Origin of the sequence: Verrucomicrobium sp. BvORR034 (assembly GCF_000739635.1) — a bacterium.
Classification (GTDB): Bacteria; Verrucomicrobiota; Verrucomicrobiia; order Verrucomicrobiales; family Verrucomicrobiaceae; genus Verrucomicrobium.
The window spans coordinates 54540-70130 of record NZ_BATQ01000142.1 but is presented as its reverse complement, the minus strand read 5'-3'; the positions used below and the strand labels follow the sequence as shown (position 1 = coordinate 70130).

The following is a 15591-nucleotide window of genomic DNA, read 5'->3' as shown; positions in this document are numbered from 1 at the left end:
CTCGGATGCGGGGGGGTTTTTGCGTGAACACGGTGTCGATACATCGAACCTAAGTAGCGCGCTAAAATCTCTGTCTTCGGATAGGGAAGGAAAGTCGAAAGATGGCGATGTCTCGGACGTAGTGGAGCGCAAAATTCGGAATGTAGAAACTGGGTTATGGGAGTTTACGCCGACTGGAATCAAACATGTGCACGATTTGCTCCAACATCATGGAGCATTTGATCCAAATTCAACTCACTCTTTCTCATGAGTCATCTCGAACTGGTTCGTCAGATTGGGCAGGAACCAAGCACTGCCTACTTTGCGTGGGGCTGCTTGGGAGCGTTCGCTGCCTTGGTGGCGTCCTTGCTGGGGTTTACGAATCTTCTGCCGGATCGATTTCTAGAACATAAAGGGTGGTGGCTTTTCCTCGCTTGCAGCGCCTATGTGTCTTGTGGCGGAATTATTTCCTATGGAGTCGGAAGTAGCGTTAGCTATCTAGATAAACCTTTGGTTTTGATGCTTGTTGGAGCGGGTTGGTCTGCAATTTTGAAACTGCGAACTGCAATATTTGGGTTGCTGGAGCGCTTATACGGCAAAGGGGCTGGGAACATTGGGCGCGGAAAGTGAGAGCGAATTCTAAGGCCGTGTAGGAGGCAACTTAGCTAGTCTCAAGGTAAGTTTTACATCAATCATCCGATTTGCCTGCAATCAGCAGGGCTTCCTAACCTTGGTTCCGCAGCGCTCGGGTGCCCGGTGCCGCGTTGAGATAGGAACGATTTATGAGAACCCCGGCCTGCATGATGCGGCCGGGATTTTCTTTTTGGTGGACGCCTTTCGAGTAGCGAGAGAGGACCAGAGTCCGTCGAAGCCAGGTGACGTCGGCTGGAAGGCGAAGCTTGCAGATGCCTAAGCCAGGGCCTGCCAAGGAATCTTGAGTGTGAAAGGACCTCAGACCGCCACAACTCCTTCAGAGTAGCAACTTCCAACACTCGGACCCAACGTAGACTCGCTGGAAGCTCGCCAACGTTGGGCTTGTAGCTCCATCCTCTTCGAGGAAGAACTTCGGCTGAGGACGTGGGAGCTGTTGGCTCCTTGGCGGCTACCTCAAAACGTGCGAGGTTTGTCGGTTTTCCTCACCTCGGTTGACAACCGGACAAGTGGCAGTTTTGTCATAACGCTTCGCCTATTGGAACTCACCACTTGTCTGCCACGATGAAAGCCCAACAGTCCGCCACGGTGTTTCAAGTGTCCAATCTGGAGGCAGCGCTCAAGCACTATGTGGAAGTGCTGGGCTTCACCGAGGACTTCCGCTTTGGCGAATACGCGGGAGTCACGATCGGTGATGTGTGTGTGCACCTCTGTGCGCACTCCATCCACCAGCGCCCGGTGGGCGGGGGCACGGTGTGCATCTTTGCCGATGAGGTGGATTCCTATTACAGGGAAATTCAGGCGAAAGGGGCACAGATTAAAGCGGAGCCCCGTGACTATCCCTACGGCATGCGGGACTTCATGGTCGTGGACCCGGACGGGAATCACCTGTCCTTTGGCTGCGAGGTAAAGAGCGAATAGGCCTCTAGGGTTGCCCTGCCGCAGCTTTGACCGCTGAGGGCGACTGACAGCTGACGATGGCGGGGGCTTCGTGGATCAGGGCGTCATTCTTCAGGGCTTCTACCATGAACAGCGCGTAGTCGACACGGCGGGTGCGATTGCTCTGCAGGATAGGATCGCCCACATGGCGGCTCCATACGGGCAGGCCCTCACTGGGGCCTTCTTCCAGGTCGCTGCCACGCACCACCGTCCAACGGCGATCACTGGCAAAGATTCGTCGGCAGGCTTCCACCTGGTCATTAATGTCAACGGCACGCAGCAGCCGGGCCAGCCACGTCACGACTTTCACGGTCATAAGAAAGGTGCGTGTGTACTGGTCTTTGCCATCCTTGCTGATGTGCCAGCCGCAAGAGAAGACCAGTCGGGCCTCAGGCGGAGCGAAGTCCAGCACTGCTTGTGCGGTGCCTGAAGAGTAGTGTCGCATGCCCCACGGTGCAAGCACCGTGAGCACACCATCGCAGTCCTTCACTGCCTGCTGGATCACTTCCCGATCATCCGTTCTGCCTGGCAGGATGGTGATGCGATCTTTGAATCGATCGAGCTTGGGCACGCTGGCGGGGCGGCAGACTCCTACCACTTCATAGCCTCTGTCGAGGGCCTGTTGCACCATGTACTGCCCCAGTTTGCCGGAAACGCCTACAATACAAACTCTGCCAGTTTTCTGCGGATGCATAAGGAGGTTTTGCCGGGAACTGTCCGGGGATTGCAATAGCGAGTCAAGCAAACTGACGGCGTTGCTTGGCTGTAGGAGCCTCGTGGGATCCCTCCACTTTCGGCATGAGCCCTCTAAAAACCGAACCAGCCCCGGGCTACAGGCACTGGGCCTGTGGGCAGCCGACGCAAGGCCGGCCCTTCCGGGACTGGTTTAATGGTCTAAATCTTGGATGGCAAGGGGCGGTGCAAATCCGCTTCCCGAGGTGCACTATCTAATTCGTCTGCCAGGGGTTACTGGATGCCCAGGGATTCGAGGAGGTAACTGTCCACTCGGCCTGTCACCGGCAGGTTGTAATCCTGCTGGTAGTTGATGATGGCGGAGCGGGAACCGGGGCCGATCTGGCCGTCGATCTCGCCATAGTAGTAGCCAGCGTTGGCAAGTTCTACCTGCACGGCATAGAGGGTCTCCATGTCGTACCCATAGCCATCGTACGTGGAGCGTGCCGGGTAGCTGTAGCCGGGCGAGTAGTACGAAGGACCGCTGGTGTCAAAGATGAAGGTGGCCATCAGGTCATTGTAGTAGCGGTGCTGGCGGTGGACGCGGTAGTAGTCGTAGTCATAGTCCCAGCCGTTGTTGCGATACCAGTCGTGAGAGTGGTGCTCATGACGGCTGTGATAGTGGCCGCGGTCACGGGGACGGGCATTGTGACTGTGACGCGTTTCACGATGGCTGCTGACATAGCGATTGCGGTCATGGTCGCGGTCCCTGCGGACCACATGATTTCTGTCGGAATCCCTGCGGACCGGGGCGCGGCGGATGTCGCGGTGGCGGTCGCTGCTACGAGCGATGGCACGGCTCCGGACCTCCCTTTCGCGCTGGGAAATGGCAGAGGATCGCCTGACGGGCGAGCTCCGGTTTACCCGGTGATCACGGTTGCGATCATTGTCGTGACGATGGACGGAAGCCGAGGCCAGACGGTGTTGGGGCGCGCGACTGCGAGGCGAGGAACGCGATGCCACATGCCGCTCGGCAGGCTTGCGGTGAATGGTGCGCGAAGGGCTGGGGCGGTGCCGGTTGCTGGCCACTGCGTGGCTTCTCGAGCTGGGGCCGCGAGAAGGGGCGGACTTGCGGGCAACATGAGCCGTCCGGGGGCTGCCCCGGTTTTCACGATGCTGCACGCTGGACCGGCTTTTTTTCTTGCCGCGGTCATCGTCTTTCTTTTTCGCTTCCGCCGCAGGCGGGACGCTCAGGCCCAGCGCCAGCATGGCCGCCAGGGCAGGCGTGAGATATCGTGTGGGGGTCGTTTTCATAGGAGTCATCATCTTGGTTCACAAGTTTCGACGCCCTGCTTCCCGAGGTATTCAAGTTTAGGGAAAGATAGAGAGACATTTTGGCACCAAAAAAGAGGGCCATTTTTGGACTGGAAACGTACGCCGGATAATTGTGAATGAGGAATTATATAAGGGATGAGGGGCTGAGAGTCATGGGCTGAGGGTTGGTAATTCCTTGAACCGGATGGCATAGGGTGGGAAACAAAAAAACCGCTCCCTGCCGAAGGGAGCGGCTGCGGGGAACGGTTCTACGGTTGATTACAGCGTGATCTTGGTCCCCAGCACTTCCAGGAACTTGGCCAGGAAGGCGGGGTGGGCTGGCCAGGCGGGAGCGGTGACCAGGTTGCCGTCCACGAACGCACCATCCACGGCGATGTTCTGGAATTCCCCACCGGCCAGGGTCACCTCCGGTCCACAGGCATAGTACCCGGCACACTTGCGACCTTTCAATCCGCCGGCTGCGGACAGAAGTTGCACACCATGGCAGACCGCGGCGATGGGTTTGCCCGACTCGGTGAAGTGGCGGACGGCATTGAGGACAATTTCGTGGAGGCGGAGGTACTCGGGGGCGCGACCTCCGGGGATGAGCAAGGCGTCGTAGTCGGCGGGATTGATATCCGCAAAGGTGGCATTGAGCGTGAAGTTGTGCCCGGGCTTTTCCGAGTAGGTTTGGTCGCCTTCAAAGTCGTGGATGGCGGTGCGCACCTTGTCGCCGGCTTTTTTGTCCGGACAAACGACGTCAACTTGATGCCCCACCATCACCAGAGCCTGATAGGGCACCATCAGTTCGTAATCTTCGACGAAATCACCGGCCAGACAGAGAATCTTTTTTGCGCTCATAGATGGCAGGAGATTACGAAACGGGGGCTCGGTTAGGCGAGGCTGAATAGCGTCCGGCTTCAAATGTCACAGAAATCGCAAGCTGAGCTTCGGGAGAGCAGCAGCGTTCAATCGCGTGACAAGTGAGGTCCAACGAGTTATTCTTTGCCGGGGGTAAATCACCACCCTCAAAAAAACACTCTTATGAAAAGGCGTGCTTTCTTCGCCATGAGCGGCGTCGTTCCTGCCATCAGCATGGCTGTGCAGGATCCCGCAGAATCCCCCGATCTCTGGACCCGTTGGTCCGAGAAGCTGGAACGACCCACCGATTCCGTGTTTCAATCCACTGAAGGTCGGCTGCGTCTGGAAGTATCGCTCATTCGCGAGGAGGAGACCACCTCTGAGACCTACAAGGTGGGGGACAGCGAGTTTGTGCGCTATTCCTTTGGGGACAGACGCCTTCCTGATACTCTCCATCCCACTGACGGCGTGCTCAAGACCTTCCGCTTCTATTGGGACGGACAGGAGATCAAAGTCCCGGACCGCTTCTGGAATGACGTGGGAGGGTTTCGTCTGGAGAAGTGCACATTCGTTGAGGCAAAACTGGCCCCTGCCGAGACTTTGCAGGTGGAGGAATGGAATGCTGGTCTGCTGCATCCCCAGGTGGTGCTCTCTGCGGATGGGGGCACCGCCATGGTGGAGTGGTCTATCATCGATACCGATGCCTGTTGCGGGCACCAAGCCACGCTGCGGTGGTTGATCAGCCGGAGTGGTCACATCATGCGGCATCGTCATACGACGCCAAATCCATGCTGAAGTGGTGAAGGATGAATTAGGTAGATGGCGTTTGTGAGAAGCATGCACCGTCACCTCACCGCCATCTTTGCCAGTCTACAGATCTTTTCAATCATGGCCGCCGCCGATGACGCGGCCGCCGTGAAGGAACAACTCGTCGCCGTGGGCGGGAAGGTGGTTGAGAAAGGGGGAGTGATCACGGAAATCACCATCACCGATTGCAAAAAGCTCGGCCCGGCGGAGTTCAAGTTGATCGGTCAGGTGACTTCCTTGAAGAAGCTCACCCTCTACGGTGGCTGTCATGGACTGAATGACGAAACACTCCCTAGTCTGGCCGGACTGAAGGAACTGGAAGCGATCGGGACCGACGGAGCCAAACTGACGGACGACGGGCTCCGGCATTTCGCCGCCTTTGGGAACCTGAAACAGGCCTCGTTTTTTCATACGTCTTTCGGCATGCCGGGCTTCACCGGTGTGGGCTTTGGCCATTTGAAAGTCTGCCCCAATCTGGAACGGCTGACGGTGGCGGGTATCTCCATGGGAGATGATGGATTCGCGGCAATCGCGACCATCACCCAGCTCAAGGACTTCTCCACCTGGCACACGTATCAGACGGAGGCGGGAAATGCCCACATTGCCAAACTCCCCAATCTCCGCTCTCTGAAGCTGGGGCAGCGTCTCCCCGGCAAAGACCGGAAAGCCACCAGCCTGAGTGATATCTCCCTGGTGACCATCGCTGGCATAAAGACGCTGGAGGATCTGAAGATCGGTGAGGCACGCTTCACTCTGGAGGGGGTGAAGGTGCTGAAGGGGCTGCCTTCTCTGAAGACCCTGCTGCTCTATGAAACCGACTTTCCTGAAACCGGTGTGGAGCCCCTAAGGCAGGCGCTGCCCACTGTGAAGGTGACGCTCGATCCGCTCACGGAGCCACAGCGAAAGAAGCTGGATCAGTACGTGCCCCAGTGAATGACGCCGCGACAGTGAAGAGAATGGAGGCCAGGTCTTCCAGCATGGCGTCCACCTTCGCGGGATCGTAGAGGCCAACGTCATAGATGGCGTGCAGGTCAATGCCGGCATCATTTTCCACTCCGGCGATGTTCATGCCCCAGGGGATGGCGGTCCTCTTACGTTTGGTAGCCGTCTTCCATCCACTGATCGTCACTCCAGGGACCAAGAACTCGGGCAATTCTGCCTGTCGGCGGTAGTTGAAGATCATGAGAGGGTGGGGGGCGTAGAGGCTGGCCTTGGCACGGGCTTTGGCCAGCTCTTCAAAGGGCAAATCCTGGTGTAGGGCGATCTGGTGCAGCGCCTCAGTGACGGTGTGCAAGGCCTCCAGAAAATCTCCGGCCGGAACCTGCGGCATGGGCATCACTATCAGGTTCACATAGAGGCCTGGCAGCCGGCGCAGGGCAGGACGCCGGCGGTCGGTGACGTAGCTGCCCAGGAGAGCCCGGGCGTCTGTGCCATGTCGGCTCAAGGCCAGCACCATAGCGGTGTAAACCACATTGGCGACGGTGCTACCTTCCTGCACGGATAGGGCTTCCAGTTTCTGAAGTGTCTTCAGCGAGATCAGACGTCCGACGCGACACTGCTCGGGATCCAGGGTGGTCGGTGCCTGCTCCCACCGGAGTCCCGCGCAGGCGTAGGAGGGCGGTGTGCTGCCCAGAAGTTCGTTCCACCAGGTCACGTGTCTTGTATAGGCACTGCCATCCTCTTTAAGCCATTGACGCTGCCAGGTGGCAAAGTCGGCCGTCTGGACCGTTAATGGCGCCGGCTCGGAAATCCCGGCGATCGCACCCGCCAGGGCGGCCTGGTAGATCTGGCCGAGGTCCTCGATGAGAATCCGGTTGGATTCTCCGTCACAAATAATGTGGTGAATGAGAAGGCAGAAGAGGTAGTTTCCTTTGCCCAATACAAAGAGGTGAAAGCGCGCGAGTGGGCCCACGGAGAGGTCGATGGGCTGCTTTACGGCCTCCTCGATGTGAACCCTCGCGCTCTGTTCTGCGCCCTCTTGTCCGGTGAGGTCGATGATCTCAAGCTCGCCGAGCGGCGAAGGGTGGATTTGCTGCACGGGCATGCCACCAGCTTCGGTGAAGGTGGTGCGCAGGGCTTCATGGCGCAACATGAGCCTGGTCACGCTTTCCTTCAGCACAGGAAGATCCAGTTCATCCCCAGTCAGCCGGAGGAGCCGCCACACTATCTGACGTCGATCATGACCGTTGACCTGGTACTCCCGCCACATGCGTTCCTGAGCGAAGGTTTGGGGGATCGGGATATCTCTGGACACCGGCACAATGGGGAGCTCATCCATCTCCGAAGAAGTCTGGGTGAGGTGGCTGGCAAGGGCGACGATGGTGGGGTGCTCCCAAATCAGCGAAGGGGGCAACTCACGGCCAAGGTGGGCGGCGAGGTCGCCCGTCAGTTCCAGCATCCCCATGGAGTCCAATCCCTGGCTGGCAAAGGGTTGGGCGGGGTCGACGTAGTGAACGGGAAGTTGGAGAAGGGAGGCGGTTTTTTCAACCAGCCAGGCGGTGAGAGCTTCGGGTGTCATCGGGAGAGAGGAGGGAGCTGACGGTCGAGGTAGAGTCGGCGCGCGGCATGCCGCTGGATCTTGCCGCTGGTAGTCTTTGGCAGGGAAGAGGGCGGCAGCAGCACGAGCTCATGCAGGGTGATGCCGTGTTGCTCGCTCACATCTCGGCGGGCATTTCTGAGGATCTCGGTGTGCAGGGTGGCCGCATCGCCGTCGGCCGTTTCGCCTCGTGCAGGACGCCCCAGTTCCGCCAGCACCACCAACTTCTCAGTGTCCCCATCATAGATGCCAAAGGCTGCTGTGGCGTGGGGTCGGATGCGCGGGTGGCTGGCCTCCACGGTCAGTTCGATGTCGGCCGGATCATGATTCTGTCCGCAGACAATGACGATGTCTTTGAGCCGGCCGGAGACGCACAGTTCGCCTTGATACATATAGCCCAGATCACCCGTGCGAAGATGGGGCCCGTGCGTGCCGCCCGCGGTAAAGGCGTGGAAGGTGCGGGTGGTCGCCTCAGGTTGGTTCCAATAACCGGCGGCGACATGGGGGCCGGTCAGCCAGATCTCCCCAACCACTCCGGGCGGGCAGGGTTCGAGCGAATCGGGATCGACTATGAGCACCTGCCCACCCTCCCACGGTGGGCCGCAGGCGACCTTGGGGCGCGTCGTGGTGCTGTCGGGTGTGGTGGAGGGGGGCGTCAGGTGGAGCACCGGCAAGGCGGCGCAGGCACCGGAGGTGACAAACGCCGTGGCCTCTGCCAGGCCGTAGCCGGGATTGAGAGTCTCCTGGCGGAAGCCGTACGGGGCAAACTTGGTGGTGAACTGCTGCAGGGTCTCCGCCACCACCGGCTCGGCGGCATTCATGGCCAGACGCCAGGCGCTGAGGTCCAGATCCTGACATTGCTCAGGCGTGACTTTTCTCACACAGAGGTCGTAGGCAAAATTTGGAGCGCCAGTGGAATGGGCGCGGTATCGAGACATCGCCTGGAGCCAGCGGGCTGGCTTCATGATAAACGTCTCCGGCGGCATGATCACCACCCGGGACCCTAGATAGAGCCCTTGCAACAGTGCAGTGATCAACCCCATGTCATGAAAGAGAGGCATCCAGCACACGATGGTGCTGTTCTCATCCTGATCATAGGCCGCCTGCATCATGGCATGATTGGCCAGGAGGTTGCCATGGGTGACCATCACACCCTTGGGCGCGGAGGTGGAGCCGGATGTGTATTGGAGAAAAGCGATGTTGCTGCGCTCCAATGCAGGGGCGGCCCATGAGTCTGCTGAGGCTTCTGGGATGAGTTCCGTGGCCACCCAGGGTATTTCCGAAAGGGCCGGGGCGGTCTCGCGTCGGCTCATCATACTGGTGGTGGTCAGCACCAGCCCCGGCGAGGTGTCTGCGATGATATGGTCCAGCCGCTGCATGTTGCGGTTGAACCTTGGAGGGAAGACCGGCACGGCGATGACCCCCGCGTAAAGACAACCGAAGAAGGCGGTGACAAATTCCAGGCCCGAAGGATGCAGCAGGAGCACGCACCTGCCCCCCAGGCCAGCGGACTGCAGATGCCCGGCGATGGCCCGGGCGCGCAGATCCAGTTCGCGGTAGGTGAGGTGCCCGCTCTCCGTCTCCCCGTTGGCCAGCAGGGTGACCGCTATCTTGTCGGGGACGCGGTCTGCATGCTGACGGAGGAGTTCCATCCAGGAACGAGCAGGCGGGGATGACACAGGATCGGGGAATGGCACGGGTCAGTCAGGGAGCTTGGGGGAAGGGGGAGTGCGGGAAATAACACGAGCAGGCAGGCCATTGCGCTGCCGTAGCGTGACCAGCGGGGACGCGGCCAAAGGAGGCTGGCCCTCGGCGAGCGGCTCGACCACAAAACGGCGCGCCAGTGTGGCGAGGATCAGGGGACCCTCCATCATGGCCAGCGGAAGGCCCAGGCAGAGGTGGCGACCAGCGGCAAAGGGAATCCATGCTCCCTTGTGCCGCGCGGCCTCAGCCTCCGGGGTGTAGCGAGCCGGGTCAAAAACATCCGGATGGGGCCAAAATTCCCGATGACGATGCAGCGTGTAGGGGCTGATCATTACCTGCGCACCGGCAGGCAGATCCACTCCGCCGAGTTTGCATGGCTCCAGGGGACTGCGCACCATGAACCACACTGGGGGAAACAGGCGCAGGGCTTCTTTGAAGAGGCCCATCGTCAGCGGAAGGTGGGGCAGGTCAGCCTGGGAGAGCGGGTGTCGGGTGTGGGCATCCACCTCGGCATGCAGGCTTGCGACAAGATCCGGGCGCAGGGCCAGCGTTTCCCAGGTCCAGGAGAGGACATTGGCGAGGGTTTCGTGACCGCCGATGATCATGCTGGCGACCTCATCGCGGATGAGTTTCTCAGGGAGCGGTTCGCCTGAGGCGGAGCGGGCCTGGTCCAGCAGGTTTAAGATGTTAACGCCCCCTCCCGTGCCGGGCGGCAGAGCCCGATGATGGCTGATGATGCCGTGGATGAGGTCGTTTACCGTGGCGAGTGCTTCTTGAAACTCCGTGTTGCGCCGGGGGCTGACTTGGTGAGGTTGGAGCAGGAGGGTGCCTGTGAGCAGGCCCAGATCATGGATCACCACCGTCAGAGCCGCCCCCATGGTCTCCAGCTCATTGCCCATGCGGATGCCAAAAAGGCACCGCAAGATGATGTCCAGAGTCAGGCGTCGCATTGCCGCTGCTATCTCCACCCGCTCGCCGGTACGGGAGGCCAGCTCCCATCTGGGGATGAAGTCTGCCAGTGCAGCATGTATGCCCGGAAGGAGGGCGTGAACGCAAGGCATATGGAAGGCGGGCTGCAGCAGACGCCGCTGCGTCTTCCACAGAGCCCCCTCACTGGTGAGCAGCCCGTCTCCCAGCAGGGACTTCATCAGGGGTGGGCGGATGAAGTTGCGATCCTGCAGGACGGATCGCACGTCATCTGGGTGATTGAAGAAAAATACCCTCCCATAGGGGGAGGCGTAGCTGGTGCGATCTTCGCCGGTGGCGACGAGTCGGTCGAGGAACGTCAGGGCTTCAGCCGTCGGGATTCCTGTGACATCGTTGTCAGGCAGGAATGCAGCAGGCCCCAATGTTTTCATCGACCAAAAAAGTATGATTTGTTGTCATACTGACGAATTGGTCAGACTCTGGCAATACGGTTTTTGGTGCAGGATCTGCCCGCACCGATAGTTTTCGTCCCGGCATTTTTTAGTGCAGCAGGCCGCTATGATTTGCTGCACTGATGAGGCTCAGTCTCAACCAATTTCAGTAGCCCGGGAAAACGTTGGTCCAACTCCTTCTTGCGGAGTGAGGTCATGCACTTGGTTCCCTCTGACTGCGTGTGAATGATGCCCGCCTGACGAAGCACGTCGAAGTGGTGGGACCGGGTGGCTTTGGAGATTTCCAGCGGCACCTCATGACAGGCCAGAGACACGTCGCGGGTGAGAAGTTCCCGCACAATCGCCACCCGGCACGGGTCCGCCAGCGCCTGCATCACGGCAGGCAGGGTGACGTCTTCCATGGGAGGATGGTGGTAGGTCTTCATGTCTTTGGGGCCTTTGATTTACCACTGAGGGCGGGGTTCGACAATGGATGGAAGTTTTTTCACGCAAAAGGATGCGTCCGTGGTTCGACGAAGTTCGAACTTGCAGGGAATTCATCACCATATGCCTTCCCTTCAAGATCCACTTCAAGTCGGCGCCTGGACGCTGCCCAACCGCATCATCATGGCCCCGCTCACGCGGTGCCGCTCCAGCGAAGGGCGCGTGCCCAACGCGATGATGCAGGAGTATTACGCGCAGCGGGCTGACGCGGGACTCATCATCTCAGAGGCTACCTCCGTCACCCCCATGGGCGTGGGTTATCCTGACACGCCGGGCATCTGGTCGGACGCTCAAGTAGAAGGCTGGAAGGGTGTGACGGATGCCGTCCATGCCAAGGGCGGGCGCATCATCCTGCAGCTCTGGCACGTGGGCCGTGTCTCGGACCCCGTGTATCTGGACGGGGAACTGCCAGTGGCCCCCAGTGCCATCCAGCCCGCTGGCCATGTCAGCCTGATCCGCCCTGAGAAAGCCTTCGTCACTCCGCGTGCTCTGGAGCTCGATGAAATCCCTGGCATCATCGAGGCCTATCGGAAGGGGGCCGAAAACGCCAAAGCGGCCGGGTTTGACGGCGTGGAGATCCACGGAGCCAACGGTTACCTTCTGGATCAGTTCCTTCAGGACAAGACCAACCATCGTACCGACGAGTACGGCGGCAGCCTGGAGAATCGGGCTCGCCTCATGTTGGAGGTGACGGATGCCGTGATCTCCGTCTGGGGGGCGGATCGTGTGGGCATGCATTTGGCTCCGCGTGGGGACGCGCATGACATGGGCGACAGCCATCCGCTTTCCACCTTCGCCTACGTGGCCAAGGAGTTGGGCAGAAGGAAAATCGCCTTTATCTGCGCCCGCGAATCGCTGGGAGACAAGCGCATTGGGCCTGCGCTGAAGCGCACATTCGGCGGGGTGTACATTGCCAACGAACGATTCACCAGGGAGACGGGGGACCAGGTGCTGGCCGCAGGCGAGGCGGATGCCGTGGCCTTCGGCGTGCCTTTCATTGCAAACCCGGATCTGGTCGAACGATTTCGGCAGGATGCCCCGCTGAACGCGCCGGATCCTTCCACTTTCTACGGCAAGGGGCCCAAAGGGTACACGGACTATCCCACGCTGGAAGCCGTCTCGGTCCTGGCCTGACCGGATCTCGTTATCGTGAATTCACATCGGGCGGCAGCAACCTGCCGCCCGAAAACCGATTTCCCAAGTAAACCAATAAGCAACGCAGCCCCAATCCGGCCTTCCGACCACCTCACATGAGCAATCTCACTCACGCACCTGACCTCACCCAGCGCCCACCCCGCAGCCCCCGCGTCCGCCTCGGTGGTTATGTCATCCTGCCCCGCATGCTAGATAAAGGACGCGCCTCCCTTATCGGCAAAAGTGGCGACTATCACTATGCCTGTCCGCTGGATCAGCGATTTCTGGCCTTCGCTGGCATTGATGCCGAGAAACTGAAAGAGCAACTCGCGGCTGGTGCGGGCGATGAAGAGGTGCTGAACTGGATTGTGGAAAACAGCACGACCAAACCCCAGGACTGGGAGATTGCCCACTGGACCAGCTATCAGGAGCAGCGCGCTCCGTCCGATGTAGAGACGAAAGGTTATTTCACGAAGCTCCAGTCATCGATAAGCGAGACCCGGGAAGACATTCTCACCTGGTTTGACCTGCTGGATGCAGACGACTTCGTCAGTTACGGCGGCAAGCGTTGACCTGCCTGCTCCGGGCTTCATGCCGCAGCATGGAGCCCGGAACTTTGTCTGGCCAATAGCAGCACTGCCTGCTTTTTTGTCTTTGTTCGACCAACTCCACCAATCCCTTCTCCACCCCTCGATCTCACCTCTCATGAAAGCTGCCCGTGGTTACGCCGCCCCAAGTGCCGATAGCCCGCTGAACTACTATTCTTTCGAGCGCAGGGATCCCCAGCCTCATGACGTTCAGATGGAGATTCTGTTTTGTGGAGTGTGCCACTCTGATCTTCATCAGGCCCGCAATGAATGGCAGAACACAATCTACCCCTGCGTGCCGGGTCATGAGATCGTGGGGCGGGTGACCGCGGTGGGCAACAGTGTGACGAAGTTCAAAGAAGGGGATCTCGCCGCCGTGGGCTGCATGGTGGACTCCTGTCGCGAGTGTGAAAACTGCAAGGCAGGGGAGGAGCAGTATTGCGATCACGCCCCCGTGTTCACTTACAATGGTCCTGACAAACACTCAGGCACCCAGACCTTTGGTGGCTACTCGGACAGCATCGTGGTGGATGAAGCTTTTGTGCTGAAGGTGCCCACGAACTTGGACCTCGCCGCGGTGGCTCCACTGCTCTGTGCTGGCATCACCACGTACTCCCCGTTGCGCCACTGGAAGGTGAAGAAAGGGCAAAAAGTCGGCATCGTGGGCTTGGGCGGGTTGGGCCACATGGGACTGAAATTCGCCCATGCCTTTGGTGCCCACACCGTCCTCTTCACCACCTCTCCGAACAAGGTGGAGGATGCTCTGAAGCTCGGCGCAGATGAGGTCATCATCTCCAAGGATGAGGACGCGATGAACAAGCACGCCCTGAGCTTTGACTTTATCCTGGATGCGGTGTCCGCCCAACATGATCTGAATGCCTACCTGAACCTGCTCAAGCGAGACGGCACTCTGACGTTGGTGGGCGCCCCGGAGCACCCATTGCCGGTGTCTTCCTTCAGCCTGCTGTTCAAGCGTCGTCAACTGGCCGGGTCCCTGATTGGCGGCATTGCCGAAACTCAGGAGATGCTGGATTTCTGCGGCACTCACAACATCACGTCAGAGATCGAACTGATCAAGATCCAGCAGGTGAATGAAGCCTATGACCGGCTGCTGAAGAGCGATGTGAAGTATCGATTCGTCATCGACATGGCTTCGCTCAAGGAAAACGCCGCGGCGTAGCCTTGGGGGTAGGGAGGGCGAGTATGGAGACCTGCATGTGCAGCCTCGGAAATTCTCCTTGCCCACCGCAGAAGTGGTGTAAGAAGAGGGCGCACGGAACTCGCGTGCGCCCATGATCCCACCCGCTTCCGCCCGCACTGCTGACACGCTGCATCGTTCCACCTTATGGATGATGGCGGCAGCGTGTGGGGCATCGGCGGCGAACATCTTCTACAACCAGCCCCTGCTGGGAAAGTTTGCGCTCGCCTATCAGGCCAGCCCTTCCAAGGCCGGGTTGGTGGCGACCGCGGCGCAGGTCGGCTACGGCATCGGGCTGTTCCTCTTTGTGCCATTGGGGGATCTGCTGAACCGCCGCAAGGTGGTCTTGCTCCTCATGAGCTTGTGTACAGCCCTGCTGGCTGCCACGGCAGCCGCGCCAGGGTTGCTGACGTTGATCTGGCTGCACCTGCTCATTGGCATCACCACCATGAACGCGCAGATCCTCATTCCCTTCGGCATGGAGCTTTCTCCGCCGAAAGAACGGGGGCGCACGGTTGGAGTGCTCATGGCCGGTCTGCTGTGCGGGGTGCTGCTGGCGAGGGTCGTCTCAGGCTTTGTCGGGGAGCACATCGGCTGGCGCATGGTGTACATCATGGCGGCCGCGGTCATGCTCGTGATCCTGGTTTCCTTGTACCGTGGGTTGCCCCATCGTCCTCCGGTGGCGGCGCACATGGGCTATGGGAGGTTCATGAAAGAAATGTTCCAGCTCTGGGGGCGGCTTCCGGCCCTGTGGACTGCCTCTGCAGTGAGCGGCCTGTCTTTCGGCTGCTTCACCGCGTTCTGGACCACGCTTTCTTTCCTTTTGATGGATCGTTTCGGGATGGGCGCGTCGGCCGCTGGCGCTTTTGGAGTGATCGGCCTGGCCGGAGTACTGGCTGCACCTCTGGCAGGCAGGGTCTCAGACCGTCGCGGTCCCCGCTTTACAGTGACCGTTTCGCTCCTGCTGATCGCCCTTTCATTTGTCGGCATGTCCCTGTGGCTCAGCCTGCCCATGCTGGTGCTGGGAGTGATCTTCATGGACCTGGGAGTCCAGGCCATTCAAGTGGCCGCTCAGACGCGAGTGATGTCTCTTGTGCCTGATGCGGGGAGTCGGCTCAATACCTTTTACATGGTGTTCCGATTCGTCGGGGGAGCCTTGGGTTCTTTCCTTGGTGCGACGGCCTGGGCTCACTGGCAATGGCCCGGCGTCTGCTGCGTGGCGGTGGCCTTGGTGGCGGCAGCGATGGCGGTGCATTTGTTGGAGCGGGGGAGTCGGTGATTCAGCAAAGCGGTCAATCAGTAATTGGGTGAACCAGCAACCCGGTGGACGTGTGGACCATTGGGCTC

Annotated in this window: 16 protein-coding genes; 9 read left to right on the top strand and 7 right to left on the bottom strand. The window is 59.7% G+C overall.

Annotated elements, in window-relative coordinates:
• The 3 genes from BV034_RS36415 to BV034_RS25110 all read left to right on the top strand — a co-directional run.
• Positions 1–250 (top strand): hypothetical protein (locus tag BV034_RS36415; RefSeq protein WP_265593452.1); only part of this gene is annotated, 250 nt, incomplete at its 5' end.
• Positions 247–609: a hypothetical protein gene (locus tag BV034_RS36410; protein ID WP_265593451.1), complete on the top strand. Its 363-nt coding sequence runs from the start codon at positions 247–249 to the stop codon at positions 607–609. The genes BV034_RS36415 and BV034_RS36410, both read left to right, overlap by 4 nt.
• 585 nt (positions 610–1194) lie before the next feature.
• Entirely contained in the window at positions 1195–1551 is a 357-nt protein-coding gene (locus BV034_RS25110; protein ID WP_050029713.1) for a glyoxalase superfamily protein, read from the top strand.
• Positions 1552–1555: 4 nt separating this feature from the next.
• Here the strand turns inward: BV034_RS25110 and BV034_RS25105 are convergent, their stop codons facing one another.
• From BV034_RS25105 to BV034_RS25095, 3 genes are all read right to left on the bottom strand, one after another.
• A complete protein-coding gene (locus tag BV034_RS25105; RefSeq protein ID WP_050029712.1) occupies positions 1556–2263 on the bottom strand; it encodes an NAD(P)H-binding protein in 708 nt (235 codons plus the stop codon).
• A gap of 272 nt (positions 2264–2535) precedes the next feature.
• Positions 2536–3555: a peptidoglycan-binding protein gene (locus tag BV034_RS36405; RefSeq protein ID WP_265593450.1), complete on the bottom strand. Its 1020-nt coding sequence runs from the start codon at positions 3553–3555 to the stop codon at positions 2536–2538.
• Positions 3556–3834: 279 nt separating this feature from the next.
• Entirely contained in the window at positions 3835–4416 is a 582-nt protein-coding gene (locus tag BV034_RS25095; protein ID WP_050029711.1) for a DJ-1/PfpI family protein, read from the bottom strand.
• 183 nt (positions 4417–4599) lie between these two features.
• Here BV034_RS25095 and BV034_RS25090 point away from each other — a divergent pair, with 183 nt between their 5' ends.
• Positions 4600–5211 (top strand): hypothetical protein, encoded by a 612-nt coding sequence (locus BV034_RS25090; RefSeq protein WP_050029710.1) that lies wholly within the window; start codon positions 4600–4602, stop codon positions 5209–5211.
• Positions 5212–5253: 42 nt separating this feature from the next.
• Positions 5254–6156, top strand: coding sequence for a hypothetical protein (locus BV034_RS25085; protein ID WP_265593449.1), 903 nt, complete (start codon positions 5254–5256; stop codon positions 6154–6156).
• On the opposite strand, the gene BV034_RS25080 is transcribed toward BV034_RS25085, so the two are convergent.
• The 4 genes from BV034_RS25080 to BV034_RS25065 form a co-directional block, all read right to left on the bottom strand.
• Positions 6110–7741, bottom strand: coding sequence for a condensation domain-containing protein (locus BV034_RS25080; protein ID WP_050029708.1), 1632 nt, complete (start codon positions 7739–7741; stop codon positions 6110–6112). The genes BV034_RS25085 and BV034_RS25080 overlap by 47 nt on opposite strands.
• Positions 7738–9411, bottom strand: a complete 1674-nt coding sequence (locus BV034_RS25075; protein WP_063768897.1) for a fatty acyl-AMP ligase — start codon at positions 9409–9411, stop codon at positions 7738–7740. Before BV034_RS25075 ends, BV034_RS25080 begins: the two co-directional genes overlap by 4 nt.
• A 48-nt stretch (positions 9412–9459) precedes the next feature.
• The gene (locus BV034_RS25070; protein ID WP_050029706.1) at positions 9460–10821 is read right to left on the bottom strand and encodes a cytochrome P450; all 1362 of its coding nucleotides are present in this window, start codon (positions 10819–10821) and stop codon (positions 9460–9462) included.
• A 125-nt stretch (positions 10822–10946) separates the two neighbouring features.
• A complete protein-coding gene (locus BV034_RS25065; protein WP_050029705.1) occupies positions 10947–11267 on the bottom strand; it encodes a helix-turn-helix domain-containing protein in 321 nt (106 codons plus the stop codon).
• A 121-nt stretch (positions 11268–11388) separates the two neighbouring features.
• Between BV034_RS25065 and BV034_RS25060 the strand changes: the two genes are divergently transcribed.
• The 4 genes from BV034_RS25060 (at position 11389) to BV034_RS25045 (ending at position 15523) form a co-directional block, all read left to right on the top strand.
• Positions 11389–12459: an alkene reductase gene (locus BV034_RS25060; RefSeq protein ID WP_050029704.1), complete on the top strand. Its 1071-nt coding sequence runs from the start codon at positions 11389–11391 to the stop codon at positions 12457–12459.
• 116 nt (positions 12460–12575) lie between these two features.
• Complete coding sequence (locus BV034_RS25055; protein WP_050029703.1) at positions 12576–13031, top strand: DUF5069 domain-containing protein; 456 nt, start codon at positions 12576–12578, stop codon at positions 13029–13031.
• Positions 13032–13164: 133 nt separating this feature from the next.
• Positions 13165–14226, top strand: a complete 1062-nt coding sequence (locus BV034_RS25050) for an NAD(P)-dependent alcohol dehydrogenase (RefSeq protein ID WP_050029702.1) — start codon at positions 13165–13167, stop codon at positions 14224–14226.
• Positions 14227–14338: 112 nt separating this feature from the next.
• Positions 14339–15523 (top strand): MFS transporter, encoded by a 1185-nt coding sequence (locus BV034_RS25045; protein ID WP_050029701.1) that lies wholly within the window; start codon positions 14339–14341, stop codon positions 15521–15523.
• Positions 15524–15591: the final 68 nt, after the last annotated feature.